The following is a 26085-nucleotide window of genomic DNA, read 5'->3' on the forward strand; positions in this document are numbered from 1 at the left end:
TGTCTGCTCGTCGCGCCGGGCAGGGTGCTCCTCCGCGAACCGTAGCGTGCGCGTCCCGTCGCCGCACCACCGGCCTTCGGCGTGCTCAGCCGCTCACCGCATGGTGGCCTTCGGGGCGCCCTTGCCCGGGTTGATGCGGGTCGGACCGGCGGCCGAGGGGCGGATGTCGAAGTCGAAGATCTCGGTGGGCAGGTAGACGGTCGCGCAGGAGTTGGGGATGTCCACCACGCCGGAGAGCCGGCCCTCGATGGGTGCGGCGCCGAGCAGCAGGTACGCCTGTTCCGGCTGGTAGCCGAAGCGGGTCAGGTAGTCGATGGCGTGCAGGCAGGCGCGCTGGTAGGCGAGCTGCGAGTCGAGGTACCGCTGTTCGCCGTCGAGGGTGACCGAGAGCCCGGAGAAGGCCAGCCACTGGCTGAACTGCGGCGGGTTGTCGCCCGGGATGAAGATCGTGTTCTCGGCGACGCCGTACGTCTGCATGCCGTTCTTGATCAGGTCTACGTGCAGGTCGACGAAGCCGCCCATCTCGATGGCGCCGCAGAAGGTGATCTCTCCGTCGCCCTGGGAGAAGTGCAGGTCGCCCAGCGACAGGTTGGCGCCCGGCACGAACACCGGGTAGAAGACCCGGCTGCCGACTGTGAAGTTCTTGATGTCCTGGTTCCCGCCGTTCTCCCGAGGCGGGGCGGTACGCGCCGCCTCCCCGGCCACCCGGTCGAAGTCGGCGCCGGTGAGGCTGCCTAGGATCGCGTCCTGCGGCTCGGGGGGCAGGGCCAGGGGCGGCACCCGGTCGGGCGCGGTCGCGATCAGCGCCCCCTCCCGCTGGTTCCAGGTCGCCAGCAGCGACGCGGACGGGGCGGTGCCCATCAGCCCCGGGTGGGCGATCCCGGTGAACGACACCCCGGGGATGTGCCGGGAGGTGGCCTTGCGGCCGCTGAAGTCCCAGACCGCCTTGTAGGCGTCGGGGAACTGCTCGGTCAGGAAGCCGCCGCCGTTGCCGGTGGGGAAGATGCCCGTGTAGCCCCAGCCCTGGCCGGCCAGCGGACCGGACTCCTGCGGGATGGGGCCCATGTCGAGGATGTCGACCATGAGCAGGTCGCCCGGCTCGGCGCCCTCGACGGCGAACGGGCCGCTGAGAGCGTGGACCCGGGTCAGCGGAGCATCCCGGATGTCCTCGGCGGAGTCGTCGTTGTGGATCGCGCCGTCGAACCACTCGCGGCAGTGGACGCGGAACGACTGTCCGGGCCGTACCGTCGCCACGGGCGGGATGTCGGGATGCCAGCGGTTGTGCCCGACCTTCTCCTGGTCGGTGAACCTCTTCGTCGAGTCTAGAGGGAACAGCAGTTCAGGCACGGTGTCGAGCCCTTCTCGTGCGTCCCGCCGCGGCGGGTCAGGTGGACTGCCCGAGCCCGGTCACCATCGGGGCAGACGGGCGTGGGCCGGGTTCGTCGAGCGGCGTGCCGGACGACGGCCGGGCACCCGCCCGACCACCTCCGGCTGCTCCGCGCTGCGCTCGGTCCGGTCCATGGCGTCGCGCAGCGCCGCCGGCATGCGGGCGAGCCGGGGCGCGGAGAACACCCGGGCCGCCGGCAACCCGCACCGGGGGCAGCCCGTCGACGGGTCCGCGGTGCCGACCGGCGTCACGACGTCGAAGCTGCCGTCCTGCGGGCAGCGGTACTCGAAGGTGGCCATCGCCGCGTCCCGTCCAGCCTTTCGTGCGTGCGGTGGGCCGTTCCGCAGTGGCTCACCCTGTCTCTCCGATTGTGGCCTATTGCTGACATAAGCGGCGCGAAACGACGAATGAGGCGGAGTTCGTCGCGCCGGCCGAGGCGTGGGACACGTTGGCGATCATCGATGCCTGACGGGCATCGTCTACCCATGGCCGCCGTCTCCTCGTCCTCACTTCTGCGCCGCCTGCGGCCGGGTCTGCCGGTCGCCGTCGCGCTGTCCACCGCCGTACTCGTCACCGCCCTGAGCGCCGCCCCGCCGGCGGACGCCGGCACCGCGTACCCCGCTGCCGCTCCGGCGCCCGGCGGCGCCGCGACGCCCGTCGCGGCCCCGACCGGGACCGTGACGCCCACGTCGACGCCCAAGCCGCCCGACCCGCCCAGCACCACGCCGTTCCCGCCGAGCGCGCCCACGAACCTGACCGCCACCCAGGTACGGAGCACGTCCGTCACGCTCACCTGGACGGCCGCCACGCGCGGCTGCTGCCCCGTCGTCGGGTACGACATCGTCTACCTCAGCCCGTTCGACGACGTGGTCTACAGCCTCAGCCTCGGCGACGTCACCACCGCGACGGTCACCAACTACATCCAGCCGGGCCGGCAGTACACGTTCCGGGTGTCGGCCCGGGACGGGGACAACCGTCGCTCGCCCGCCAGCGACCCGCTGACAGTGGTCACGCCGGTGACGGACACCGGCCCGGACACCACCCCGCCCAGCGCACCGGGGAACCTCACGGTCGGCGAGGTGACCGACTCGACCGCCAGGCTGTCGTGGTCACCGTCGACAGACGACGTCGGCGTGCTCGCCTACGACGTCTACCGGTTCGACGGCTGGTTCACCTCCACGCGCGTCGCCACCGTGCCGGGCACCACGTACACGATGTCGCTGCCGGCGCCGACGCCGCTGCGCACGCTGTACTACGTGCGGGCCCGCGACGCCGCCGGCAACGTGTCGATCGCCTCCAACACGGTCACCGTGCCCACGACGCCCACGCCACCGCCACCGCCGCCGTCGACCTGCCGGGTCACCTACCGGAACCAGTCCGAGTGGCCGGGTGGCTTCGTGACGGCGGTGACGGTCCAGAACACCGGCACGGCGCCCGTCGACGGCTGGACCCTCACCTTCGGCTTCCCGGGGGACCAGCAGGTCACCACCGCGTGGAACGCCACAGTCAGCCAGACCGGCGCCGCGGTGATCGCCCGCAACGCCGACTGGAACCGCCTCATCGCGCCGAACGGCTCCGCGACGTTCGGCTTCCAGGGGCGGTGGAGCGCGAGCGACGCGCCGCCGACCGCCTTCTCGCTCAACGGGGCCCCCTGCGCGGTGGGCTGAGCACCGTCCGCGACCGGCTGAGAGGAGCATCGTGAGCACATCGCACCGCCACCGCACCCTGGTCGGGGCCGTCACGGCCGTCGTCCTCGCCGTCACCACCACATTCGGGGGTACGCCCGCGCCGGTCGCCGCCGCCAACACGCTCACCATGCGCGGCGCCGACGTCTCCTCCTTGCAGCGCAGCCTGGACCTGGGCGCTCAGTACTACGACGCCAACGGGGTGGCCCGCGACCCGCTGGACATCCTCCGGTCCGTCGGCGTCAACTACGTCCGGCTGCGCGTCTGGAACAACCCGCGCAGCGGCTACAACAACAAGAGCAAGGTGCTCGTCCAGGCGCGTACGGCGAAGGCCAAGGGCCTCAAGGTGCTGATCGACTTCCACTACTCCGACACCTGGGCCGACCCGGGCAAGCAGTACAAGCCGGCCGCCTGGGCCGGCCACAGCCTCAGCCAGTTGCGCGACGACGTGTACGCCTTCACGTACGACGTCTGCACCGCCCTGCGGGGGCAGGGCACGCCGCCGGACAGCGTGCAGATCGGCAACGAGATCAACGTCGGGATGCTGTGGAACGAGGGCAGGGTCGTCAACAACGACTTCGCCCCGCTGGCCTGGCTGCTCAAGCAGGGCTACAACGCGGTCAAGACCTGCGGCAGCAGCATCCCGGTGATGATCCACACCGCGAACGCCGACAGCAACGCCAACGCACGGTGGTTCTACGACGGCATCCGGGCGCAGGGCGTGCAGTGGGACATGACCGCCCTGTCGTACTACTGCATGTGGCACGGCAGCCTGGCCAACCTCTACAACAACATCGTCGACCTGCGCGGCCGCTACGGGAAGCCGGTGGTGATCGTGGAGACCGCGTACCCCTTCACCCGCGACAACGCCGACGGCGAGCCGAACGCCATCGGCGACGCGACCTGCGACGGCATCAGCGCGACCTGGGCCGGGCAGGCCCAGGAGTTCGACTGGGTGCAGAACACCGCCCGCAACGCCGGCGCGATCGGTGTCTTCTACTGGGAGCCGACCTGGTACGCGGTCAGCGGCAACGGCTGGGACCCGGCGAACATCAACGGCACCGGGAACCAGTGGGACAACATGGCCGTCTTCGACTGGTTCGGGCGGGTGAACCCGGGGGTGCACTGGTGGCCCTGACGGGCCGGCCGGCGCACCCCCGGCTCAGCGCCGCAGGAGCCGGCCGATCGAGTGGCGGCGGCCCCACGCGATGAACACGAACAGCGCGAACAGCACCACCGGGGTGAGCACCAGCGCGCCGCCGTCCAGGATGAACGCCTGGGTGACGGCGGCGCCGAGCATGAGCAGCGCGAGCCCGACGGCGGCCAGGCCGGCCAGTCGCGGCACGAGCAGCCCGATGCCACCGGCCAGCTCCACGAGGCCGATGAAGTAGCGGAACCAGGGCGCGGCGCCCATGTCCTCGAAGGACTGGACCGCGTTCGTCTCGCCGAACAGCTTGGGGCCGGCCGAGGCGACGATGAAGAAGACGCCGAGGAGGATCTGGAGCACCCAAAGCGTCCGGTGCAGCCCGCGGGCGACGGGCGGGGGAGTGGTGTCGGCAACGGTCGTGGTCATCGTTCCTCCTGCGGTCGGCTGGTGTTCCGCATCCGATCGGACGCACCAGTTCAGACCGGCCAGGGCGGGCGAACTCATCGCTGACAGCCGCGCCACGCAGTGGGGCCACGCCGCCCGTCACCCGGCCGTACCCTCTTCCGGTGAAGCTCCGCCGCCGGCTGGTCGCCGTGTCACTCCTCCTGGCGGTGGAGTCGGCGGCGTTCGCGCTGCTCGTCACCGAGTCCGTCCCGGGTGCGATGGCCGCCGCCGGCCTCACCTGCGTGTCGTTGTGGCCGCACCTCGTCCTGCACGAGTGCGGACACCTCGTCGTGGCGAAGCTGCTGCGCCTGCCGGTCGTCGCGGTACGCATCGCGCCCTTCAACGGTTGGCGCAACGAGGTGTCGGTAGGGCCTTCGCCGTCGATGACGGCATTGCCGCTGCGAATGGTGCTGTTCTATCTCGGTGGCCCGTCGGCCAATCTGTGCGCCGCGGCGGCGCTGGTCGTCGCGTCGGCGTCCACCGGTACGGCGTGGACGCGGCCGGCGATGCTCGGCGCCGCGTTCGTCGGGGCGATGCTCGGCCTGACCAACCTCGTTCCGGGGCGGTCGACGAACAGTGACGGCCACCACGTGCTCCGCTGGCTTCGGGCTCCGGCAGCCGCCCGTGCAGGGCTGCGGGTGGGCCCGGCCCGCCCGCAGCCGACCCGGTCAGTCCCCGAAGCCGCTCGGGTGGGCGTCCGCGACCGCGTTCAGCAGCACACCCTGCTCGAGCAGCGCTTTGCAGGCGCAGAGGACCATGGTGAACCCGCCCATCGAGTCGATCGCCCTGCCCACGGCCTGGTCGGCGGTGCCGGCGAAGCCGCTCTCGGTGATCCGGACCAGCGTGGTGTCGCCCTCGCCCGGCAGGAACCGCCACTCGACCTGGGTGGGTGACTCCGGATCCCACTCGACCAGGATGCGGCGGTTCTCCTCCACGTCCTTGACGGTGACGACGGTGGAGACGCCGTACATCTCCCACTCCCAGGTGACAGTGGCGCCGGGTTCCAGCCGGCCGCTGCTCCTGGTGAACCAGAACCTCGTGGTCACCGCCGGGTCGGCGAACGCCTGGAAGACCTCGGCGGCGGGCCGGCGGACGAGCATCTGCGCGGTGATGACGGGGGGTCGGGTCAAGCGGTCACTGTCCACGGTCAGCGGTGTTCCCTTCTCTCCCTCGGGCACGGCGAACGCGGTCACTATATGGCCGGAATTCGCTTGAGCGATGCCGCGCCGTGAGTCAGAGTCGGGCCATGATCTCCTACCTGAAGGGCGGCGACGCCCCGGCGCGATGAGCGCCCGCACGCGGCGCGACGGCGCCGCGACGATCCCGCAGGCCGTTCGCGGCGGTGACCCCGGCGGCCTGTGGCAGCAGGCGGTCCGGATCCGCCAGGAATGGCTCGACCACGCCCTGAACACGCAGCCGGCCGACCGGCCGGCCGCCGAGCGCTGCCTGACCGCCGTCTACGCGAGGGCGTCGCGGCCGCGACCCCGGTTCGAGTGGGTCGACTCGCCGGCCAAGGCGATTCCCCTGGTCGCCGGCTGGCCCACACTCGACTCGCTCCACGACCGCATCCGGGCGGCACGGCCGCCCAGGACGCCGCTGGTGGCGAGCGACATCGCCATGATCGTGTCCCAGCTCCGGGGTGCCCTCAGCGCGGGCGTGGCGCACACCGATCCCGAGCTGTCACCCGCCCGCACCGGTAAGGCCAGGGAGCCGTGGCCCGAGCTGCCGCCGCAGCGGGCCCTCGACAGCGGCGTACCGCTCGCCGTCGTGCTGCACCAGGGGGTACGCGCGGCGCTGCACCGCAGCCTCGCGCACGGGCTCTACCTGCCGGTGCGTGCGGCGCTGGCGAGCGGCGGCCCGGTGCCCGTGTGCTGGTACGGGCAGCAGGACGCGTCATGGATCGCGTACTACGACGTGCTGCGCCGGCTCGGCCTCGCCCGGTACGGGCCGGACGAGGACGGGCACCTCGACACCTGGGCCGGCCTGGCCCGCTCCGGCGGCTGGTGGTGGCCGGGGGAGGACGTCTGCGTCGTCGTGGACCGGCCGGCGGTCATCCGGACCGAGCCCGTCGCGGGAACGGCGCACGACCGGATCCGGCTGCGGCCCGGCGGCGTGCGCTATCGGGACGGCTGGCAACCACCGCTGAGCGGCGCGGGCGCAGACATTGATTTGATAGGCGGCGATAAATAGATTGGACTCGGGCGTCGCCGAGGTCCGCGGACCTCGGCGGCTTGACCGGGCCGCCTTCGAGCCGGGCACATCGGTCGTACGCATCGACCACTCACCCTGGCGCATCGCCGCGCCGCATCCTCGCGCGCCGCCGCGTCCGATCCGGGACGCGTGCCGCCGCGCCCTGCCCGACGTCGAAGGACTCTCCATGACGATTCTCCGTGCCCGACCCGCACCGCTCGTGGCGGCCGTCGCCGCGCTGGCCGCCGTCACCGCGGCCGGTACGGCCCTGCTCACCGGCCCGGCCGCGGCCGCGCAGGGCTGCCGGGTCGACTACACACCCAACCAGTGGCCCGGCGGGTTCACCGCGAACATCAAGGTGTCACCGGGTGACACAGCCGTCTCCGGCTGGACCGTAACCTGGACGTACGCCGGGGACGAGCGCGTGACGAACGGCTGGAACGCCACAGTCAGCCAGTCCGGGTCGACGGTGACCGCCCGCAACGTGTCGTACAACGGCAGCATCTCGGCCGGCGGCTCGACCGAGTTCGGCGTGCAGGGCACATTCGGCGCCGCAGGCGGCACGCCGACCGGGTTCAGCCTGAACGGCGTACCGTGCAACGGCGCCGGCCCGACCACACCGCCGCCCACCACGGCGCCGCCGACCTCAGCCCCGCCCACGACCGCCCCGCCCACGACGGCGCCGCCGACCACGGCGCCGCCGACGACCGCGCCGCCGACCACGGCACCTCCCACGACGGCGCCGCCGACCACCCCACCGCCGAGCGGGTGCGCGGGGGCGGTGCTCTGCGACGGTTTCGAGAACCAGACCGGTTCGACGCCGTCGGGTGACTGGAGCGTGGTGAGCCCGGACTGTTCCGGCGCCGGCACGGCCACCATCGACACGTCCACCACGCACAGCGGCAGCCGCGCGGTCCGCATCAACGGCGCGGCCGGGTACTGCAACCACGTGTTCGTCCGGACCACGAAGAACCTCAGCGGCCTGGGCAGCGTCAGGTACGCCCGGATCTGGGTGCGGCACACCACCGCCCAGCCCACCGACCACACCACGATGATCACCATGGCCGACGCCGCCGACGGCAACCGGGACCTGCGGCTGGGCGGCCAGAACGGCGCGCTCCAGTGGAACCGCGCCTCCGACGACGCCACGCTGCCCGAGCAGAGCCCGGCCGGGGTGGCGCAGAGCGTGCCGCTGCCCACCAACCGCTGGGCCTGCCTCGAGTTCATGGTGGACGGTTCGGCCGGTCAACTGCGTACCTGGCTGGACGGCGTCGCGGTGACCGGGCTGACCGCCGACGGCGTGCCGACGCACGACATCGACGGCCAGTGGTACAACCGCACCTGGCGACCGCAGCTCACCGACCTGAAGCTGGGCTGGGAGAGCTACGGCGGCGGCGCCGACACCCTCTGGTACGACGACGCCGCCGTCGGGTCCAGCCGGATCGGCTGCTGACGTGCCGTCGCCGGGTGGCTCAGTGCTCCACCGTCATGCGCTGCGTGCCGATCACGGAGAGCAGCCGCAGCGCCTCCTCCGACGGTGAGCCGGGGGTGGCGGTGTAGATGACCACCTGCTGGTCGCGGTCGGTGATGTCGAGGACGTCGCAGTTGACAGTCACCGGCCCGACCAGCGGGTGCCGGAACGTCTTGCACAGCGTCCGTGCGCCGCCCACCTCGTGCGAGGCCCACAGGCGGGCGAACTCCTCGCTCCCGGCGAGCAGCTCCGCGATCAGCGCGGCCATCTCCGGATCGTCCGGATAGCGGGCCGCGGCGGCGCGCAGCCGTCCGACCGAGTGGCGGGCGAACTCGCTCGCGTCCGACACGCCGTACATCAGGTGCGGGCCGAGGAAGGCACGGCGGACCAGGTTGCGGTCCCGCCGGGACACCGCGGAGAAGTCCTCCATGAGCGCCGCCGCGAGGTCGTTCCAGGCGATCACCTCGAACGCCGCCGAGGTCACGAACGCCGCCGCCTGCGGCAGCCGGTGCAGCAGGTCCAGCACGCTCTGGCGTACCTCCCGGGGTGGCCCGGGCGGCGGCGCGGGCGGCTCCCCGGCCAGGTGGTGGAGGTGGTCGCGTTCGGCGTCGGAGAGCCGCAGCGCGCGGGCCAGCCCGGCCAGCACCTCCCGCGACGGACGCGGACCCCGGCCCTGCTCCAGCCGCGTGTAGTACTCGGTCGAGATGAACGCCAGCCGCGCCACCTCCTCGCGACGCAACCCGGGGGTGCGGCGCCGCCGTCCGGCGGGCAGGCCCACGTCGGCCGGTGCGATCTGTTCCCGCCTGCTGCGCAGGAACACTGCCAGCTCACGTCGGTCCACGACCCCAGTGTGCCCGTGCGCGGCGGCGCGTAACCAGGTACCGGCCGTACCTGGATGGGCTCCGCGACCGGACGCAGGCTTGCCGGCATGGACACCACACGAACCGACACGACCGTCCACCCCACCACCGGCCTGCTGGCCGGCAAGGTCGCCTTCATCACCGGCGCCGGGCGCGGCATCGGCGCCGCGGCGGCCCGGCTGTTCGCCGCCGAGGGCGCCCGGGTGCTGCTCGCCGCCCGGACCGAGGAACAGCTGAAGGCGGTCACCGAGCAGATCCGGGCCACGGGCGGCACCGCCGAGTACGTCGTCTGCGACCTGGCCGAAGCGGCGAGCGTGCGTGCCGCCGTCGACCGCGCCGTCGAGGTGTACGGCCGCCTCGACGTCGCCTTCAACAACGGCGCGACGATCGTGCCGCCCGGACCGATGGACCGGGTGCGCGAAGACGACTTCGACCACGTCTACGCCGTCAACCTCAAGGGACCGTGGCTCGCCATGGTCGCCGAGGTCGCCGCGATCCGGGCCACCGCCGGCACCGGCGCGATCGTCAACAACTCCAGCGTCGGCAGCCTGATGGGCAACCCCGAACTGCCCGCGTACGGGGCGATGAAGCGCGCCGTGAACAGCCTTACCGAGTCCGCCGCGGTCACCTACGGGCCGGAGGGCATCCGCGTCAACGCGATCGCCCCGGGCAGTACGCTCACCGAGATGATGCGCTCCTGGGACGCCGAGTCGCCGGGCATCATCGACCGGCTCGCGGCCGCCACGCCGTTGCGCCGGGCCGCCGAGCCCGACGAGATCGCCCAGGCCGCCGCCTGGCTGCTCAGCGACCGCGCCTCCTTCGTCACCGGCACGGTGCTGCGGGTCGACGGCGGCGCGCGGGCCTGACCCGGCTCAGACGGTGGCGTCCTGGACCGGCCGGGGCTCGACCGCGCCGGCCGGGACGGGCGAGGGCCGGAAGCCCTTCACGACCAGGTAGACACCGAGCGAGAACTCCCACACCGCGATGGGGAGCGCGGCGACAGCCGTCACCGGCGACAGCCGGTCCCAGGCGCCGAACAGGACGCCGAGGTCGGAGGCGACGAGCAGTGGCGCGCCGACGAGACCGAGCACCGGCAGCACGCGCGGCACGAGGCGGGACTGGTACAGCAGGGTGCCCACCAGCAGCGCGTTCACTGCCGGCAGGAGCGACTGGCTGAGCAGGAACACCGAGTCGTAGAAGGCGACGAGCGCCTGGCCGGTGACGAGCGCGTCCGGCCCGGCCCCGGACCGCCGCAGCGCGACGAGCGTCAGGACGCTCGCGACGCCGACGAGGATGCCGGCTGCCTCCAGGCCCCGGGCGCCGGCGAAACCCAGCGCCCGGGCCGGGCCCTGGTGCTTGAGCACCGGGTACAGCGCGACGGCGGTGCCGACGCAGGCGAGCGCGACGATCATCTCCAGCACGCCACCGAGGACGACCGGGGCGTCCGACGTGGTGCCCAGGACGTAGTCCGCCTCGCGGATCGGGGCGTACAGGGTCAGGGTGGGGATCGAGACGAAGGTGAGCAGATAGGCGCCGCCCGCGACCAGCGACGTCTTTCGCAGTGAGTCCATCGGGTTTCCCCTCCGCCGCCGCCCGGCCGATGGTGGTCGTGCCCTCACTGTCCTGCGGACCGGCCCGGCGGCGCATCGGCCGCTCGGGCAGTCACCTCGCGCGATGCGTACGGGCCACCGGTGCGGCACACCGGTGGCCCGTACGCGTCAGCGGCTCATCGCGTACGCCACCACGATCGCCGCGACGAGCGCGAGCGCGGCCAGCACCGCCGCCGCGATCTTCGCCGCACTGTAGGGGCGCTCGCCGATGACCTGACCGGTCCGCGCGTTCACCAGCACCTGGTACGACCGCCCGGCGTGCAGGTACGCGGCGATCCACACCGGCAGCAGGACCAGCTTGTACGACACGTCGGAGTACGTGGTGTCGACGGCGGACACCCGCTGCTCGTCGCCGCCGATGTCCGACCGGCAGTCCCGCTCGATGACCGGCGCCATCCGCGCCTTCGCCTCGGTCAGCCCTGCCTCGGGCTCGGTGTCGTACCGCAGGGCCTGGTATCCGGCCAGGTAGTCGCCGTGGTAGGCGGTCACCTCGGCCAGCGGCCACGGCGCAAGCTTGTCCAACTGCTCGGTGGGCAGGTGGGTGGTGGCGGGCACCAGCACATCGTCGAAGTCCCGGCGGACGGTGCCGGCGGCCGGATGCCACCGGGTGTGCCGCACCTGCCGGGTCCGCGTCTCCTGCTTGCCGTCGACCGTCACCGTGTACGTCTCGGTGACGTAGTAGTGCTCGCCCCGCTGACCCTGGTAGTCCGACACGGTCCGCGCGTCGAACGTCCAGTGCGGCAGGTACGTGCCCTTCAGCGTCTCCGCCTCGGTGATCTTCTTCAGGCTCCCGGGCGCGAACCAGCGGCTGCCGCACCACTGGCCCAGGGCCGTCCGCACGCCGTTACGGTCGACGGCGAACGGCAGCACCGCCTCCGGCGCGATCAGCTCACCCGCTCCGGCGTCGGCCACCAGCGGGGTGGCGCAGAACTGGCAGCGCTGTGCCAGCGCGTCGCTCTCCGTCCGGGCGCCGCAGCCCGGGCAGACGAACGTGTGCGCCCCGACGCTCGCCACCGGCTTGCGGGGCAGCGACGCCAGTTCCGCGTACGCGTGCTCGCGCACCTCCCGGCCGGCGCCGGCGATCTCCTGCCGGTACCCGCAGTACGGGCAGCTCAGCGTGGTGGTGCCCGGCGCGTACTCCACCCGGGCGCCGCACCCCCCGCACTGGTACGAGGGCGGCGAGACAGCCGTGTCGCTCATGCCGGCGGCAGCGGCGGCGGGACGCTGGCGAGGACCGACGCCAGCTCGGGCACCTGCCCGGCGGGCTGCCACTGCGCCATGCCGGCGCGCCAGACGAGCGTGTCCGCGCCGAGCGCGCCCGCACCCGCCTGCTCGGCCAGCCCACCGAGGTCGTACGGGCCCTGCCGCTGGCCGCCGACGCCGACGTACCACTGGGCCTGGTCCGGCAGCGGCGGCGGCTCGGCGGCGGCCGGCTGCGCGGGGGCCGGCTGGGCCGGCACCGGCTGCGTGGCCGCGCCCCCGCCCATCGACCGGGCCATCTGCTGGCCCATCGCCATGCCGAGGCCGAGGCCGATGCCCGCGCCCGCCTCGCCACCCGGGTTGTTCGCCGCGGCCTCCATCGCGTTCGCCGCCTGGAAGCGGGTGTACCGGTCCAGGTCGCCGACCGCGCCCATGCTGGTCCGCTTGTCCAGCGCCTTCTCGACCTCCGGCGGCACCGACACGTTCTCGATGACGAACTTGGGGATCGCGATACCGACCTCGGCCAGTTCCTCGGTCAGCACGGCGGCCAGCCGCCGGCCGATCGCGTCCTGGTGCGCCGCGAGGTCCAGCAGCGGCACCCCGGCCGTGGCGAGCGCGCCGCCGAGCCGCCCGACCATGAGCTGCCGCAGGTACTCCTGCACCTCCTCGGTGCGGAACTGAGGGTCGGTGCCGACCAGTTCCCGTAGCAGCCGCGCCGCGTCCACCACTCGGGCCGCGAAGGCGCCGAACGCCCGCACCCGCACCACACCGAACTCGGCGTCGCGCAGGATGACCGGGTTCTGGGTGCCCCACTTCATGTCCGTGAACTGCCGGGTGTTGACGAAGTACACCTCGGCCTTGAACGGAGAGTTGAAGCCGTACTTCCAGCCCTTCAGGGTGGACAGGATCGGCAGGTTGCGGGTCTCCAGCGTGTACGTCCCCGGTGCGAAGACGTCGGCGATCTTCCCCTCGTTGACGAACACCGCCGTCTGGGACTCCCGGACGACCAGTTGGGCGCCCATCTTGATCTCGTTCTGATACCGGGGGAATCGCCAGACCATCGTGTCGCGGCTGTCGTCCAGCCACTCGATGATGTCGATGAGCTCGCCCCGGAGCTTGTCCATCAGCCCCATCGCAACCCTTTCCTCGGCGCCGGTCTCCGGCGTCGCGGCGACCATAGCAACCGCCCGCCACCTGCGAAAAGACAGCTTTTCGGCGCTATCGGCGGCCACCGATCGGAGGCGCTCAGCCGGTTTCGCCGGCCATCGATTCGCCGGTGGCCGTACGCTGCTCCGGAAGCCGGGACGCCCGGCCGGGGGTATCGACGAGGCGCTCGGTCTCCTGCACCAGATAGTGCGGGCGGCGCTTGGTCTCGTAGTAGATCCGGCCGATGTACTCGCCGATCACCCCGAGGATCATCATCTGGATGCCGCCGAGCCCGATCACGCTGACGATGATCGTGGTGTAGCCGGGCACGTCGATGCCCTTCTCCACGGCGTCCGCTACCACCCAGGCCATGTAGCCCACCGCGATGAGCGTGAGGAACAGCCCGCCGTAGATGGCCAGGCGCAGCGGCCGGTTGTTGAACGACAGCAGGCCGTCGAACGCGTAGTTGAACAGCTTGCCGAACGTCCAGCGGCTGTGCCCGGCCTGCCGGGTCTCGTTGCGGTGCGCCACCACCGCCGTGCGGAAGCCGATCCACGAGAACAGGCCCTTGGAGAAGCGGTTGTATTCCGGCATGGCCAGGATCGCGTTCACCGCGAGCCGGGACAGCAGCCGGAAGTCGCCCGCGCCGTCGAGCAGGCGGACGTCTATCCACCAGTTGACCAGGCGGTAGAAGGAGCGCGAGGCGACCATCCGGATGAACCGGTCCCCACGCCGGTCCCGGCGGGCGATCACCTGGTCGAAGCCCTGGCGGTAGAGCATCACCATCTCGGGCAGCAACCGCGGCGGGTGTTGCAGGTCGGCGTCCATGATGACCACCGCGTCGCCGGTGGCCCGGCGCAGGCCGGCGAGCATGGCCGCCTCCTTGCCGAAGTTGCGGCTCAGCGACGTGTAGCAGACGGCCGGGTCGGCGGCGGCGAGCCGGCGCAGCGCCGCAAGCGTGCCGTCCTCGCTGCCGTCGTCGACGTACACCACCTCGACGTCCACGTCCTGCAGCTCGGCGAACGCGACGCTGAGCATCTCGTGCAGCCGCTCCACCGACGCTTCCTCGTTGAAGCAGGGCACCACCACTGACAACCGCACGGCGCTCACCGTGCCCGGCCCGCGCCCGGGCACCCGGCGTCAGAGGCGGTAGACAAGCGTGCCATCGACATCCTCCCGGGTGATGCCCAGCCCGTCGACCGGTCGGGTCTCGATGCCCTCCCACGGCGTCCCCGCCGCGCGGCTCGGCACCGCGACGACCGACCGCACGCCGATCCCGCGCAGGTACGCCACGCTGCCCGCGTCGGGGAACGAGGCCACGGCGACCCGGGTCTGGGCCTGGGTGACCGGCTCGAAACCGCCGAGCCCGTTGGTGATCCGGGGGAACCCGTCGGTCGACCACAGCATGTAGTTCAGGTCGCCCACCCCACCGGCGGGCAGCACCAGCATGGGTTCCGGCGCGGTCCGCATCGCCGCCGGTGGCGTCGGCACGACCGGGTGCGGCGTACGGTTGACGCCCTCCAGCGTGACCAGGGCGAGCGGCACCAGCAGGACCAGTGCCGCGACGGCCCGGGACGCGCGCGCCGCCGCCGGCCGGCGCCACGACTCGGCCAGCGCGGTCACCAGCCCGGCCGCCAGCACGGCCAGCAACAGGCTGGTCCAGTGCATCATCCGGCCCGGGGTGCGCAACGCGTCCCAGCCCGGCAGGAGCCGGGACAGCGTCAGGTAGCCGGGTTCGCCGTCCCCGCCGAGCGTGGAACCGAGGCCCAGCAGCACGGTGCCGGCCACGCCGAGGCCCAGCGTGACCCGGTGCCGCACCGGGAAGGCCGAGACGAACAGCCCCGCCGCGGCCAGCCCGATCAGCGTCATGCCTGGTAGCAGTGCCATCTCCGGCGGCCAGGTGAGCTGTTCGCGGGCGGCGGCGTGCCGTTCCCCCCACAGCCACGAGTCGCCGGGCGCGGTGACGAACCCGATCAGCGGCGGGGAGAACATCTTGGTCCAGTCCAGCGACCGGACGGCCTGCGGGTTGAGGTCGACCACGCGCAGGTAGACCAGCCCGAGCAGCAGCGTGACGGTGCCGAACACGGCGCCACCGGCCAGGTCCGCGACGAGCAGCCGCCGGCCGAACGGGGGCCGTTCCCGCTTGCGCCACCAGGACCAGCCGTAGCAGCCGGCCGCCACCAGCGCGGCGGCCAGCAGGAAGTAGACGAGCGGCAGCCCGATGCCGAAGCCGAGCGTGACCTGCCAGGCCGCGACGAGCCACCCGGCCACCGCCCAGCCGGGCCGACGGCGCTCCGGGCGGTATCCGTGGCGCAGCGACCAGCCGTGGCCACGCGCCAGCATCGCCAGCGCCAGCGCGATCCCGCCGCTGGACAGGATGTTCAGGTGGCCGGAGTGCGCCAGCCGCCACGGCGCGTACGCCCACGCCACCCCGGCGACCGCACCGCCCCAGCGGTTCGCGCCGAGCTGCCGGGCCAGCGCGTACGCCCCGACGAACGCCAGCGCGTGCAACAGCACGTAGAGCACGTTGTAGCGGATCAGCGCGGCCTCGAATCCGGAGCCGAGCATCCCGAACGGCGCGTAGCCGAGCAGCGTGTCGCTGTAGGCGTAGGTGTAGCGCTCCGGATAGAACGTGTTCGAGTTCCACAGGTTGGCCGGGTCGTTGAGCAGGGCGTGCCCCGACCAGGCGACCTGCCACGACTGCAACGTCGGGTCGCCCAGGTCGCCGGGGATCGTGGTCGCCGGGTGCCGCAACGTCGGCCAGGTCAGCACCACCGCCAGCAGCAGACTGCCCAGGATCGCCAGCGTCCACTCCGGGTTCGGCCGCCACCGGCGGCTGCCGTCCGTCGGGCGCTCGTCGGTGGGGCTGTCGTCCGAGGGCGGATCGGCGGGCGGCTGCGCGGGACCGCTGTCCTCAGCGGCCGGCGGGGCGACGGCGGGCCGGATTTTCATGGGATAGATGCTTCACGATGCTGCTGATCCTGTCGATCCGCTGTCCGAAATATGGTTGAAACTTCCGGCCCGCAGTACCGGAAGGGCCGGCTACGCGAACCGGTCCGCGAGCGCCGACAGCTTACTGACGTACGCCGGCCAGTCATAGCCGTCGGGGACGTTCCGGTTCTCCCGCCCCAGCCCGATCGCCGCGTCGTGCTGCTCGCGCATGATGTCGGCGTGACCGGCGTGCCGGGCCAGGTCGACGCAGACGTGCACGATGATCTGGTGCAGCGTGACGTCCTGCCGGCCCGGATACCACCACGGCACCCGCCCCGGCGCGTCCAGCGGCAGCGTCTCGATCGTCTCGTCCGCGAACGCTCCGACCCGGCGGTAGAGGTCGATCAGCCCGTCCTTGGTCTCGTCCTCCCGGGCGTACCAGTCCGCCTGCGGGTCCGCGTCGAACATCTCCAGCGCGACCAGTTCCCCGGGGTTGGGGAACTCGCGGCCGAACGTGGGCCCGAAGTAGCCGGCCTCGACGTTCAGGCAGTGCTTGAGCAGGCCCAGGAAGTTGTTGCCGGTCGCGGTGCGGGGAAGCCGGGCCTCGCGTTCGCTCAGCCCGTCGAGCTTCCAGATCAGGTTCTCCCGGATCGCGCGGAGGTAGTGGTGCAGCGCGGTCTTCGGGTCCTTCGATTCGGTCATGCCCGACACTCTCGCGCATGGGTCGGACATCGTGGGGGCGGCGGCGGTCAGCCGGTCTGGTCGTTGTCCTTGTGCGCGCCCCACCCGTGCCAGCGCTCGATCTCGATCCACGCGCTGACCCGGCCGCGGTCCCGTCGCGGGTACGGCCGTCCGGTGTAGTGCTGCGAGATCCGGTCGATGTCCGCCAGGCCCTCGTCGTCGCGCACCTCGACCACCCGCCCGATGAGGCTGACGTGGGTGTACCAGTTCCCCTCGTCCAGCACCGTCAGGGAGACCCGGGGGTCGCTGCGCAGGTGCGCCAGCCGGCGGCGGCCCTCGTCCATGTTCACCAGGACGCGGCCGTCCTCCCAGAGGTACCAGGTGGCCGCGGTCACCGGCTGGCCGTCGCGCAGTGTGGCGATGACGGCGGGATTCGGCTTGGACAGCATGGCGACGGCGGGCTCGGGCAGCGGCGGCTTCGACATGGCTCCCACTCTACGTACCCGCCGGTCCCGCCGCTGGTCATGCGGCGGGCGGGGCTCCCCGGCGTCGTGGGCCGGGGAGCCCGTCGCCTGCGGGTCAGGCGCGCACGCTCCACCGCTGGTTGGTGCCGCCGTGGCAGTCCCAGAGGTTGATCCTGGTCCCGTTGGCGGTGCCGTAGCCGGCCGCGTCCAGGCAGCGCCCGGACTGGACCCCGCTGATCGTGCCGTCGGCGTTGAGGTTCCACTGCTGGTTGGGCTGGCCGTTGCAGTCCCAGATGATCACGCTGGTGCCGTTGGCGGTGCCCCGCCCGTTGGCGTCCAGGCACTTGTTGCCGAGCACCTGCAACTGCTTGGCCGAGGTGTACGTCCAGCGCTGCATCGTGCCGCCCCAGCAGTCGTACAACTGCACGGCGGTGCCGTTCGTGGTGCTGCCGTTCGGCACGTCCAGGCACCGGCCCGAGCCGACGCCGACCAGTTGCACGTTCTGGTAGGTGCCCCCGCCGCTGCCGGGGGTGCCGATGCTGCCGGACACCGACTGCAACGCGCGGTACCAGACGGCGGCCATCTTGTCGTAGCCGGTGGCGGTCGGGTGGATGCCGTCGATCAGGTCGGCGGTGGTCAGCGCCGAGTGCTGGTCGACCAGGTGGACGCGCTTGCCGGCGTTCACCTTCGACTGCACGATGCCCGGGATGGCGGCGTTGAACGTGCGCACCGCCGCCTCCTGGCCGGAGTTCGCCAGCGGGATGATCTGCGCGACGAACACGTCCGCGTTCGGCGCCGTGTTGGTGATGCGGTCGATCAGCGACGACAGCCGGTTCGGCGCGGTCGAGACGTTGTAGTTCTGCAGGATGTCGTTGGTGCCGATGTGCAGCAGCACGGTGCGTGGCTGGTAGGAGTTCAGCCAGCCGGTGATGTTGGCGTCGATCTGGTCGATGCGCCAGCCGGGGTGGCCCTCGTGGTCGTGGTCGCCGAGGTTGCCCGGCCCGTTGAACTGGGAGCCGACCAGGTCGACCCGGTAGCCGCCGGCGGCCATCCGCTGCCACAGGCCGATCCGGTAGCCGCCCGGCACCTGGGTGCCCTCGGTGATGGAGTCACCGAGTGGCATCACCCGGGTGCCGCCGTTGGACTCGGCGCCCGCCGGGCCGGCGGGCGTGAGCACGCCGGCGGCCAGCAGGGCGAGCGCGGCGCCCGCGGTGAGCCATCTTCTCGCTCGGGTACGCATGACTGTTCCTCTCACGGGCTGGTGCAGGTCAGGGACGGGGTGGAGGGCGAGCCGTTCGCCACGAAGCCGAACGTGGTCGAGCCGGACGCCGGCACCGAGCCGTTGTACTCCGCGTTGCGGACGGTCGCAGTGGAGCCGCTGGTGCTCAGCGTGCCGCTCCAGACCTGGCTGATGCTCTGGCCGCCGGCGAGGTTCCACCGCACCGACCAGCCGTTGAGCGCCGCGGCGCCGGCGGTGACCGTCACCTCGGCCTGGAACCCGCCGGACCAGGAGTTTGTGGTGCGGTAGGTCGCGGTGCAGGCGCCACCGGACGGCGGCGGCGTGGTGGGCGGCGGGGTCGTGGGCGGCGTGGTGGTCGGCGGGGGATCGATCGGCGGCGGCGTGGTGGTCGGCGGGTTCGTGGGCGGGGGAGTGCTCCCGGCGGGGGTGAACCGCCAGTGGTCGATGTTGAACAGCGAGCCGCTGCCGCCGGTGAACCGCAGGTACAGGTCGTGGGTGCCGGTGGCGCCGCTGACCGCGCAGGTCGTGTCGGCCCAGGTCTGCCAGCCGCCGGTGCCGGAGACCCGGCAGGTGCCCACCACCGGGCCGCCGGTGCCGTCCAGGCGCAGCTCGATGGTGCCGCCACTGCCGGCCGAGGCCACCCGCGCGGTGAACGAGGCCGCGCCGGTGCCGAAGGCGACGCCCTTGACCTTGATGTAGTCACCGTTGTCGACGAAGCCGACGTTCATCCCCCCGCCGCTGGCCGGCTCGGTCTCGATCCCCTGCCCCCAGGCGATCGTCTCCGCCTCCTGCCGGACGTACGGGTTGAGCGTGCCCACCTGAGGTGCGCCGGTGGTGGTCATGTTGATCGTGGGGATCGAGCCGTCCGCGCCGTAGGAGAACTTCTCCACCGCCACCGACCTGGTGAAACCGCCGCCGCCGGGCAGGGCCCCGTTGTGGTAGAAGAGGTAGGAGCCACCCTTGAAGTCGACGATCCCGGGGTGGTTGGTGAAGCTGCTGCCCTGGGTGGGCATGACCGTGCCGCGGTAGGTCCACGGCCCCAGCGGGCCGGGCGCCGTCGAGTAGGCGAGGAACTCCGAGCAGCACTTGGCGGCGAACACGTTGTAGTAGATGTTGTTGCGCTTGTAGACCCAGGGCCCCTCCTCGTAGAGGGTGGGCCGGTTCGCGTCTCCGGTCCGCGTCCCGAAGCCCGCGGTGGTCAGCGGGATCTGCGTCGGGCTGCCCGAGTACGAGGTCATGTCCGAGTTCAGCTTCACGTACCACAGGCGCGGGTTGCCCCAGTACAGGTATGCCTGGCCGTCGTCGTCGATGAACACGGTGGGGTCGATCTCGCCGTTGCTCACCAGCGGGCGCCCGATGGCGTCCCGGAACGGCCCGGTGGGGCTGTCCGCCACCGCCACCCCGATGCCCATCTGGCCGGTCGCCCGCACGACCATCGGCACGTACCAGTAGAACTTGCCGTTGCGGTAGACCGCCTGGCCGGCCCACGCGTCCTGCTTGGCCCAGCTGAACGTGGCGAGGCTGAGCGGTGAGCCGTGGTCGGTCCAGTTGACCATGTCGTCGGACGAGTAGACCCGCCACTCCTTCATGGTGAACCAGGTCGAGTTGTCCTCGTCGTGGCCGGTGTAGAGGTAGACGCGGCCGTTGTAGACCAGCGGTGCCGGGTCGGCCGTGTAGATGTTCTGCACGATCGGGTTGTCCGCCCGGGCGGCGGTCGGGCTCAGCTCTCCGGCGATGACCGGGGCCAGCCCCAGCAGGGCGAGCATGGTCACGGCCAGCGCGAGCCATCGTCTGGTCCGGCGGTCGGTTCTCCATAGCGTTGAGGTCACAGGTCGTCTCCCCGGTTGGCCGCGCCGCGGCGGATGGGTGTGGTAGGTCGGGCCGTCATGCCCGGCTCCATTTCTGGCTGCTGCCGCCCGTGCAGGCGGACAGGACGATCGCGGTGCCGTTGCCGGTCCCGCCGCCGTTCGGGCTCAGGCACAGTCCGGACTGGACGCCGGTGATCGTGCCGTCGGTGTTGACGTTCCACTGCTGGTTGGTGCCGCCGTTGCAGTCCCAGATGATGACCCGGGTGCCGGACGAGGTGCCCTGGCTCTCGGCGTCGAGGCACTTGCTGCCGTACACCTGGAGCTGGCGGCCGGAGGTCGCCGTCCACTGCTGGTTCGCGCCGCCGTTGCACTCCCACAACGTCACCTGCGTGCCGTTGGTCTGGGACTGGTTCGGCACGTCCAGGCAGCGGCTGGAGTTGGGGTTGAGCAGCGCGCCGCTCGTACCCCCGGGGTTGCCGCCCGGGCCGGCGACCACCGACAGGTTGTCGAACTGGGCGGTCCCGCCCTGGCTGGTGCCGAAGCCGACCTGGCCGGTGCCGAACGTGGAGTCGGTGGCCGTGCCGACGGTCGTGCCGTCGATGGTCGCGGTGATGGTGGTGCCGGAGAAGCCGAGCGCGAGGCTGTGCCAGCGGTTGGTGCCCAACGCGGCGACGTTCCCGCTGCGCAGAGTGACGAGCTGCCCGGCGGTGTTGTTGCGCAGGATGGACCACGCGCCGGAGTCGGTGACCCGCAGGAAGTAGGCGTTGTACCGGCCGATCGGGTCCAGGTTGGTGCTGCCGACGCGCCCCATGATCTGGGCGTAGCCGGCCTGTTCGAGCAGGACGTCGGCGGAGACCGTGTAGTTGCCCCAGCTCAGGTTCCCGCCGTAGGTCGCCGGGTCGGCGAGCGTCTTCCAGGTGATCGGCGCCTGCGCGGACATCTGGCGCAGGCACATGCCGGCCCGCCCGCCGCCGCAGCCGACGGTCTCGAACGCGCCCTGCATGTCCTGGAGGTACTTCGGGAACCGTCCGCTGGCGTAGCCGTCGAAGTCGTCGCGGTACGGCAGGCCCAGCGAGCCCTGCGCCGGGCTGGTGGCGGTGCCCTTGCCCTGCCCGCTGGTGGTGGTGACGGTGTAGAGGTGACCGGGCTGGACGGTGAGCGAGAACGACCCGCCCGACGGGGTGATGTCCGCGCCGCGGACGAAGAAGTCGTTCGGGTTCGTCGAGTTCAGGTTCGTGGCCCAGATGTGCACCTGGCCGGTCGACAGCCCGCCGGTGATGTTCATGGTGACCTGCTGGGCCGCGGTGGCGTCCATGGTCTCGATGACCGTGCTGTAGTCGCCGCTGCTGGTCGACCGCAACGATACGTAGCTGCCGTTGTTGCGGTTGCCGCCCAGGTAGCCCGAGGACGAGTCCAGGTAGCGCCAGCCGGGCGCGGTGAACTGGGTGGTGTGCGCCAGCGCCCAGGTGTTCTTGCCGACCGAGTACCAGCCGGACCACGGCTGGTTGGCCAGGATCAGCCCGACAGTGGACCAGGGCAGGTTCGGCGTGATCGCCGCGATCAGGTCCCAGTTGAGGTAGGCGACCATCCGGCCGTCGATGTAGCCCCGGTTGATGCCGCGGGCGAGGGGCTTGGCGCCGTCGTTGTAGTCCTGCGATCCGCCCTCGCTGTTCCACAGCGTCTTGCCGGTGCTGGTGGCGGTGGACGAGACGGTGCAGGTGGTCTGCGCGCTGAGGTAGCCGCACGGGTAGTGGCCGCTGAGCACGTCGATGCTGTTGCGTAGCGTGGTGTTGCTGGCGACCGCGTTCGCCGGGCCCCAGCTGCCGGGGTAGTCGTCCCCGTAGATGATCTTCACACCGCTGTAGCCGTTGGCGTTCAGCGCCTGGCGCAGGCTGATGGTCCAGTTGGCGTCGGTGCGCTTCTCGTTCTGGGCGGCGGTGATGTAGTCCATGGTGAGGTTGTGCTGCCGCGCGCAGCCCAGCCAGCTCACGAAGTAGTCGATCATGTCCTGGGACATGAAGTTGCCGTTGCCGATCCAGCCGGGAGCGCCCCACGGCAGCGCCGCCAGCTTGATGGCGGGGTTGCGGGCCTTGGCCTGCTCCATGATCCACCACTGGTAGCCGCGGTTGCAGTTCAGGTCGCCCCGCACGTGTGCGTGGCTCGGCTCCGAGCCGCTTGTGGAGTTGGTGTCGCCGCCCATCTCGACCTTGAGGATCTGCAACGCGGCGCCGTAGCCGGGCTTGAACAGGTAGTCCAGGATCTGTCCGCGCTGCGGCTCCGGATAGTCGATCAGCAGCCGGCTGTTGCCGCCGCCGCCGCTGACCGCGCCCACCCCGTCGAACGTCTGGCCGCCGGAGGTGCCGTTGACGGTGATCGTGGTGGCCGCCTGCGCGGGTCCGGCGGTGAGGGTCAGGCCGCCGGCGGCGGCAAGGACGCTGGCGGCCAGCGCCGCCAGCAGTCGGGGGCGACGGCGCCTCCGTCTCGGTTCGGACATGACGAGTCCCTTCACGAATGCGGGGTGTGGTCGCTTGCCTCGCCCGCCGGTCAGCGGTAGCCGGCGGCGACGATGTCGGCCTGGACGGCGTTCTCGGTCGCGTCGGACGGATAGCCCGCCACCATGGCGCCCTCGTAGAACGTGCCGGCGCTGAGGTTCGCGCCGCCGCCGGGCTTGCAGCAGTCGCCGCCGCTGCCCAGGATGATGGCGCCCTGCTTGCGCATCGGGCTGTAGCCGGCCGGCAGCGACCCGTCGTAGAGCGTGGCGAGGCCACCGGACTGGGCGTTGCTGCCCTTGACGGCGAACCGCGAGGTGCCGTTGTTCTTCAGGGTGGCGGTGACGAACCGGTTGGTGAAGGCCCGCTGGTTCGGGTTCCAGGACTGGCTGCCACCCGGGTAGAGACCCCACTCCAGGTCGGCCTGCACCCAGGGGCCGCTGCCGGAGCAGCCGCCGAACCAGCAGCTGGTGCTGAAGTTGATCGCGTCCATCGCCCCGGCCGCGTCGGCGCTGCGGGTGGTCTCGCTGTTGCCGTAGTCGAAGCAGCAGCCGCTGTTGACGTGGGTGCCGCTGGTCACCATGTACATGCCCTCGGGGGCCGCGCCGGTGGGGACGCCGGTCAGGTGGCCGTCGCGCCAGTAGCTGTTCCCGGGATTGATGTAGAGCGAGTACGCCCGGGCGCCCCCGACCGTCAACGACTCGCTCGTCGCGTTCGCGGGCCGGCTGGAGGTGGAGCCGGGGACCTGCGCGGAGCCCTGGTACCACAGGTCGTTCCCGCGTCCCGACTGGTCGAACACGGCGGTGATCACGCAGCTCGTACCGGCGCAGAACGCGTCCTGTGCGGCGGCGTCGGCGTAGCCGCCGTTGCCCAGCAGCCCGATGTTGCGGGTGGCGTTGTCGGAGGCGCGGCGGACCTGGTAGAGGTTGCCGCCGTACGCCGAGAACAGCGCCCGGGTGGTGCTGTGCGCGGCCACGCACGGCGTGCCGCCCGCGGCGTAGATGTCGCACGGCCGCCCGCCGGGCGGGGGCGTCGAGGTGGGCGGCGGTGACGACGGCGTGGCCGAGGTGTTCCACCGCTGGTTGGCCTGGCCGTTGCAGGTCCACAGGATGATCCTGGTGCCGTTGGCGGTGCCCGCGTTCGTGGCGTCCAGGCACAGCCCGGACTGCTGGCCGGTGATGGTGCCGGCCGAGGTGACGTTCCACTGCTGGTTGGCCTGGCCGTTGCAGTCCCAGATGATCACGGCCGTGCCCGGGCTGGTGCCCTGGCCGTTGGCGTCCAGGCACTTGTCGCCGTACACCATGAACTGCTTCGCCGACGTGTACGTCCAGTTCTGCGGCGTGCCGCCCGTGCAGTCGTAGAGCTGCACCTGAGTGCCGTTCGTGGTGCTGCCGTTGGGGACGTCGACGCAGCGGCCGGACTGCGCGCCCACGATGGAGCCGGGCCCGGGCGCGGCCACGGCGTTTCGGCTCGAAGTGGCCAGGGCGGCGCCGGCGACGACAAGGACGAGAATCAGCGCGGGGATGGTCAGACGGGACGGTCCGGATCGGACGGAGCGGGGACGGGGGATCACCATGACGGCTCCTCGGGTACGCAGGGCTCCGCGGTCGTTCGTGCCGGCGCGGTGCCTCACGAGCTATGGATGGCCGCCGGTGCAAGCGCTAACACCTGTGACGTGAGGGCTCTGACCAGCCTGGTGGTGGTGGCATGTCAGGTGCCAGTGTTAACGCAAACATCGACCAGTATTAATTAGAGCACACCTCGGCGGGAAGCGGGATCTCGGTTTGCTCCCCGCCCAGGGCCGGGCCGGGGGTGGTCTGCCACCCCCGGCCCGGCGCCCCGAACGGGGTCGGCGGGCCGTCCTGGTCAGGGACTGGTGCAGGTGACACCGCTGGGCGCGGTGGCGCCGTTCCCGGTGGCCGTGAACCCGAACGTCGTGGAGGCGTTCGCGCCCAGGGTCCCGTTGTAGTCCGCGTTGCGGACCGACACCGAGCCGGTGGTGCCCGTGTTGACGCCGCTCCAGAGGCTGCTGATCGCCTGGCCGGAGGCCAGGGTCAGACGTACGGTCCAGCCGTTGAGCGTGGCGGCGCCGTTGTTGGCCACGGTGACCTCGGCCTGGAAGCCGCCCGGCCAGGTGTTCACCGTCCGGTAGGTCGCGGTGCAGGCGCCCGGCTCACTCGGCGGCGGCGTGGTGACCGGCGGAGTCGTGGGCGGCGCGGTGGTGACCGGCGGAGTGGTCGGCGGAGTGGTCGTCGGCGGTGCCGTGGTCGGCGGCGTGGTGGACGCGAACTGGCTGAAGAACCGCCAGATCTCCCCCGACGTCCAGGTGCGGGAGTCGTTCGGGCTGGACGACCCGTCGACCGGGCTGGGGGTGTGGTCGCCGTCGAACGCGGCCCACTGCACCGGGTAGCCCTCGCGGCAGCCGGAGTAGGTGGTGGTGATGTGCGTCAGGCTGCCCCGGCTCGGCTCGCGTGGGCTCTGCGCGGTGCAGCCGTTGTTGCGGACGAACGTGTCCCGCAGCGACCGGCCCGCGGAGATGTTCAGCACGCTGTCGTAGATGCCGTGGATGCCGAAGTAGGCGACCGGCTGGGTGCCGCCGTTGCAGCCGCTGAGGTTGGCGCCGGACAGGACGGTGACCGCGCGGATGACATTCGGCCGGGCGCAGGCCACCGCGTAGCTCATCGCCCCGCCGTAGCTCCAGCCGAGCGCGAACCGTTGGCTGGTGTCCACGCAGAGGTCGTTCTCGATGAGCCGGGAGATGTCGTCGAACAGGGTCAGGTCGCGGCCGTTGGTGTTGGCCCACCCGTTGTCGATGCCCTGTGGCGCGACGAAGATCGTGCTGTTGTTCGACAGCGGCAGCAGGCCGTAGTAGCCGGCCGAGGCGACGTTGTTCGCCGAGCCGTTCAGCCAGTGGAACCCGAAGATCAGGCGGTACGGGTGGTTGCGGTCGTACCCGTCCGGGATGCGCAGGATGTAGCTGCGGTTCTGGCCGCCGCTGGAGATGGTGCGCGTACCGCTGGACAGCGTGGGCGCCTTGCCGCAGCCGGCGGTCGCCGCGAGCGTGCCGTTCGTCGACGCCTGTGCCGTCTCGCCGAGGCCGCCGTTGAGCGCGCCGCCGGCCGCCGCCGCGAGAAGCATCGCCGCGGCGGCGATGGATGAGTAGAGCCGTGTTCGTTTCGCCATTGACTGACTCCTTGCCCTTGGTGGCGGTGCAGGCCGGGCCGTCCGTCGATGCCGACGTCGCCTGCGAGAAGGGCGCGGAGCCGCGCGTGGGCCGTGGCCGAAGTCGTCCGGTGGCCGCCTGCGTCGGCGTGCATCGGCGGAGCGGCCCG

General features: G+C 71.8%; 22 protein-coding genes. 5 read left to right on the forward strand and 17 right to left on the reverse strand.

The features are described from left to right. Positions 1-93: 93 nt before the first annotated feature. Positions 94-1347 carry a formamidase gene (fmdA, locus tag AB0B20_RS17290; RefSeq protein WP_357385767.1) on the reverse strand — a complete coding sequence of 418 codons (1254 nt, stop codon included), beginning with the start codon at positions 1345-1347 and terminating at the stop codon, positions 94-96. A 60-nt stretch (positions 1348-1407) separates the two neighbouring features. Then, on the reverse strand, positions 1408-1686 hold the full coding sequence (locus tag AB0B20_RS17295) for an FmdB family zinc ribbon protein (RefSeq protein WP_357385769.1): 279 nt from the start codon (positions 1684-1686) through the stop codon (positions 1408-1410). A 186-nt stretch (positions 1687-1872) separates the two neighbouring features. On the opposite strand from AB0B20_RS17295, the gene AB0B20_RS17300 reads away from it, so the two are divergent. Next, positions 1873-3054 (forward strand): cellulose binding domain-containing protein, encoded by a 1182-nt coding sequence (locus AB0B20_RS17300; protein WP_357471692.1) that lies wholly within the window; start codon positions 1873-1875, stop codon positions 3052-3054. Positions 3055-3085: 31 nt separating this feature from the next. Beyond that, the gene (locus AB0B20_RS17305; protein ID WP_357385773.1) at positions 3086-4210 is read left to right on the forward strand and encodes a glycosyl hydrolase 53 family protein; all 1125 of its coding nucleotides are present in this window, start codon (positions 3086-3088) and stop codon (positions 4208-4210) included. A 24-nt stretch (positions 4211-4234) separates the two neighbouring features. On the opposite strand, the gene AB0B20_RS17310 is transcribed toward AB0B20_RS17305, so the two are convergent. Together AB0B20_RS17310 and AB0B20_RS17315 are read right to left on the reverse strand one after the other, a co-directional pair. Continuing rightward, a complete protein-coding gene (locus AB0B20_RS17310) occupies positions 4235-4645 on the reverse strand; it encodes a DoxX family protein (RefSeq protein ID WP_357385775.1) in 411 nt (136 codons plus the stop codon). Positions 4646-5331: 686 nt separating this feature from the next. Continuing rightward, positions 5332-5793, reverse strand: a complete 462-nt coding sequence (locus AB0B20_RS17315; protein WP_357385777.1) for an SRPBCC family protein — start codon at positions 5791-5793, stop codon at positions 5332-5334. A gap of 154 nt (positions 5794-5947) precedes the next feature. On the opposite strand from AB0B20_RS17315, the gene AB0B20_RS17320 reads away from it, so the two are divergent. Together AB0B20_RS17320 and AB0B20_RS17325 are read left to right on the forward strand one after the other, a co-directional pair. Continuing rightward, positions 5948-6853, forward strand: coding sequence for a DUF6745 domain-containing protein (locus AB0B20_RS17320; protein WP_357385779.1), 906 nt, complete (start codon positions 5948-5950; stop codon positions 6851-6853). Positions 6854-7040: 187 nt separating this feature from the next. Next, positions 7041-8306 (forward strand): cellulose-binding domain-containing protein, encoded by a 1266-nt coding sequence (locus tag AB0B20_RS17325; protein WP_357385781.1) that lies wholly within the window; start codon positions 7041-7043, stop codon positions 8304-8306. Between the two features lie 19 nt (positions 8307-8325). Here AB0B20_RS17325 and AB0B20_RS17330 read toward each other — a convergent pair whose 3' ends face one another. Beyond that, positions 8326-9165, reverse strand: coding sequence for a helix-turn-helix transcriptional regulator (locus tag AB0B20_RS17330; protein ID WP_357385783.1), 840 nt, complete (start codon positions 9163-9165; stop codon positions 8326-8328). 87 nt (positions 9166-9252) lie between these two features. On the opposite strand from AB0B20_RS17330, the gene AB0B20_RS17335 reads away from it, so the two are divergent. Beyond that, complete coding sequence (locus AB0B20_RS17335; protein ID WP_357385785.1) at positions 9253-10050, forward strand: glucose 1-dehydrogenase; 798 nt, start codon at positions 9253-9255, stop codon at positions 10048-10050. 6 nt (positions 10051-10056) lie between these two features. Here the strand turns inward: AB0B20_RS17335 and AB0B20_RS17340 are convergent, their stop codons facing one another. From AB0B20_RS17340 to AB0B20_RS17395, 12 genes are all read right to left on the reverse strand, one after another. Beyond that, a complete protein-coding gene (locus tag AB0B20_RS17340; RefSeq protein WP_357385787.1) occupies positions 10057-10755 on the reverse strand; it encodes a DUF4386 domain-containing protein in 699 nt (232 codons plus the stop codon). A 147-nt stretch (positions 10756-10902) separates the two neighbouring features. After that, complete coding sequence (locus AB0B20_RS17345; protein ID WP_357385789.1) at positions 10903-11994, reverse strand: hypothetical protein; 1092 nt, start codon at positions 11992-11994, stop codon at positions 10903-10905. Continuing rightward, complete coding sequence (locus tag AB0B20_RS17350) at positions 11991-13127, reverse strand: SPFH domain-containing protein (RefSeq protein WP_357385791.1); 1137 nt, start codon at positions 13125-13127, stop codon at positions 11991-11993. The genes AB0B20_RS17345 and AB0B20_RS17350 overlap by 4 nt, the downstream gene beginning before the upstream one ends. Positions 13128-13239: 112 nt before the next feature. Further along, a complete protein-coding gene (locus tag AB0B20_RS17355; protein WP_357385793.1) occupies positions 13240-14250 on the reverse strand; it encodes a glycosyltransferase family 2 protein in 1011 nt (336 codons plus the stop codon). A gap of 30 nt (positions 14251-14280) precedes the next feature. Then, complete coding sequence (locus AB0B20_RS17360; RefSeq protein WP_357471695.1) at positions 14281-16092, reverse strand: hypothetical protein; 1812 nt, start codon at positions 16090-16092, stop codon at positions 14281-14283. A 90-nt stretch (positions 16093-16182) separates the two neighbouring features. Beyond that, on the reverse strand, positions 16183-16773 hold the full coding sequence (locus AB0B20_RS17365; RefSeq protein ID WP_357385797.1) for a DinB family protein: 591 nt from the start codon (positions 16771-16773) through the stop codon (positions 16183-16185). A 47-nt stretch (positions 16774-16820) separates the two neighbouring features. Further along, positions 16821-17237 (reverse strand): PPOX class F420-dependent oxidoreductase, encoded by a 417-nt coding sequence (locus AB0B20_RS17370; RefSeq protein WP_357385799.1) that lies wholly within the window; start codon positions 17235-17237, stop codon positions 16821-16823. 94 nt (positions 17238-17331) lie between these two features. Further along, complete coding sequence (locus AB0B20_RS17375; RefSeq protein WP_357471698.1) at positions 17332-18456, reverse strand: ricin-type beta-trefoil lectin domain protein; 1125 nt, start codon at positions 18454-18456, stop codon at positions 17332-17334. An 11-nt stretch (positions 18457-18467) separates the two neighbouring features. Further along, entirely contained in the window at positions 18468-20222 is a 1755-nt protein-coding gene (locus tag AB0B20_RS17380; protein WP_357471758.1) for a family 43 glycosylhydrolase, read from the reverse strand. 118 nt (positions 20223-20340) lie between these two features. After that, positions 20341-22758: a ricin-type beta-trefoil lectin domain protein gene (locus tag AB0B20_RS17385; protein WP_357471701.1), complete on the reverse strand. Its 2418-nt coding sequence runs from the start codon at positions 22756-22758 to the stop codon at positions 20341-20343. Positions 22759-22808: 50 nt separating this feature from the next. Then, entirely contained in the window at positions 22809-24329 is a 1521-nt protein-coding gene (locus tag AB0B20_RS17390) for an arabinofuranosidase catalytic domain-containing protein (protein WP_357471704.1), read from the reverse strand. 290 nt (positions 24330-24619) lie between these two features. Next, positions 24620-25936: a cellulose binding domain-containing protein gene (locus AB0B20_RS17395; protein WP_357471707.1), complete on the reverse strand. Its 1317-nt coding sequence runs from the start codon at positions 25934-25936 to the stop codon at positions 24620-24622. Positions 25937-26085: the final 149 nt, after the last annotated feature.

The sequence above is a fragment of the Micromonospora sp. NPDC049151 genome, from assembly GCF_040648395.1.
Classification (GTDB): Bacteria; Actinomycetota; Actinomycetes; order Mycobacteriales; family Micromonosporaceae; genus Micromonospora.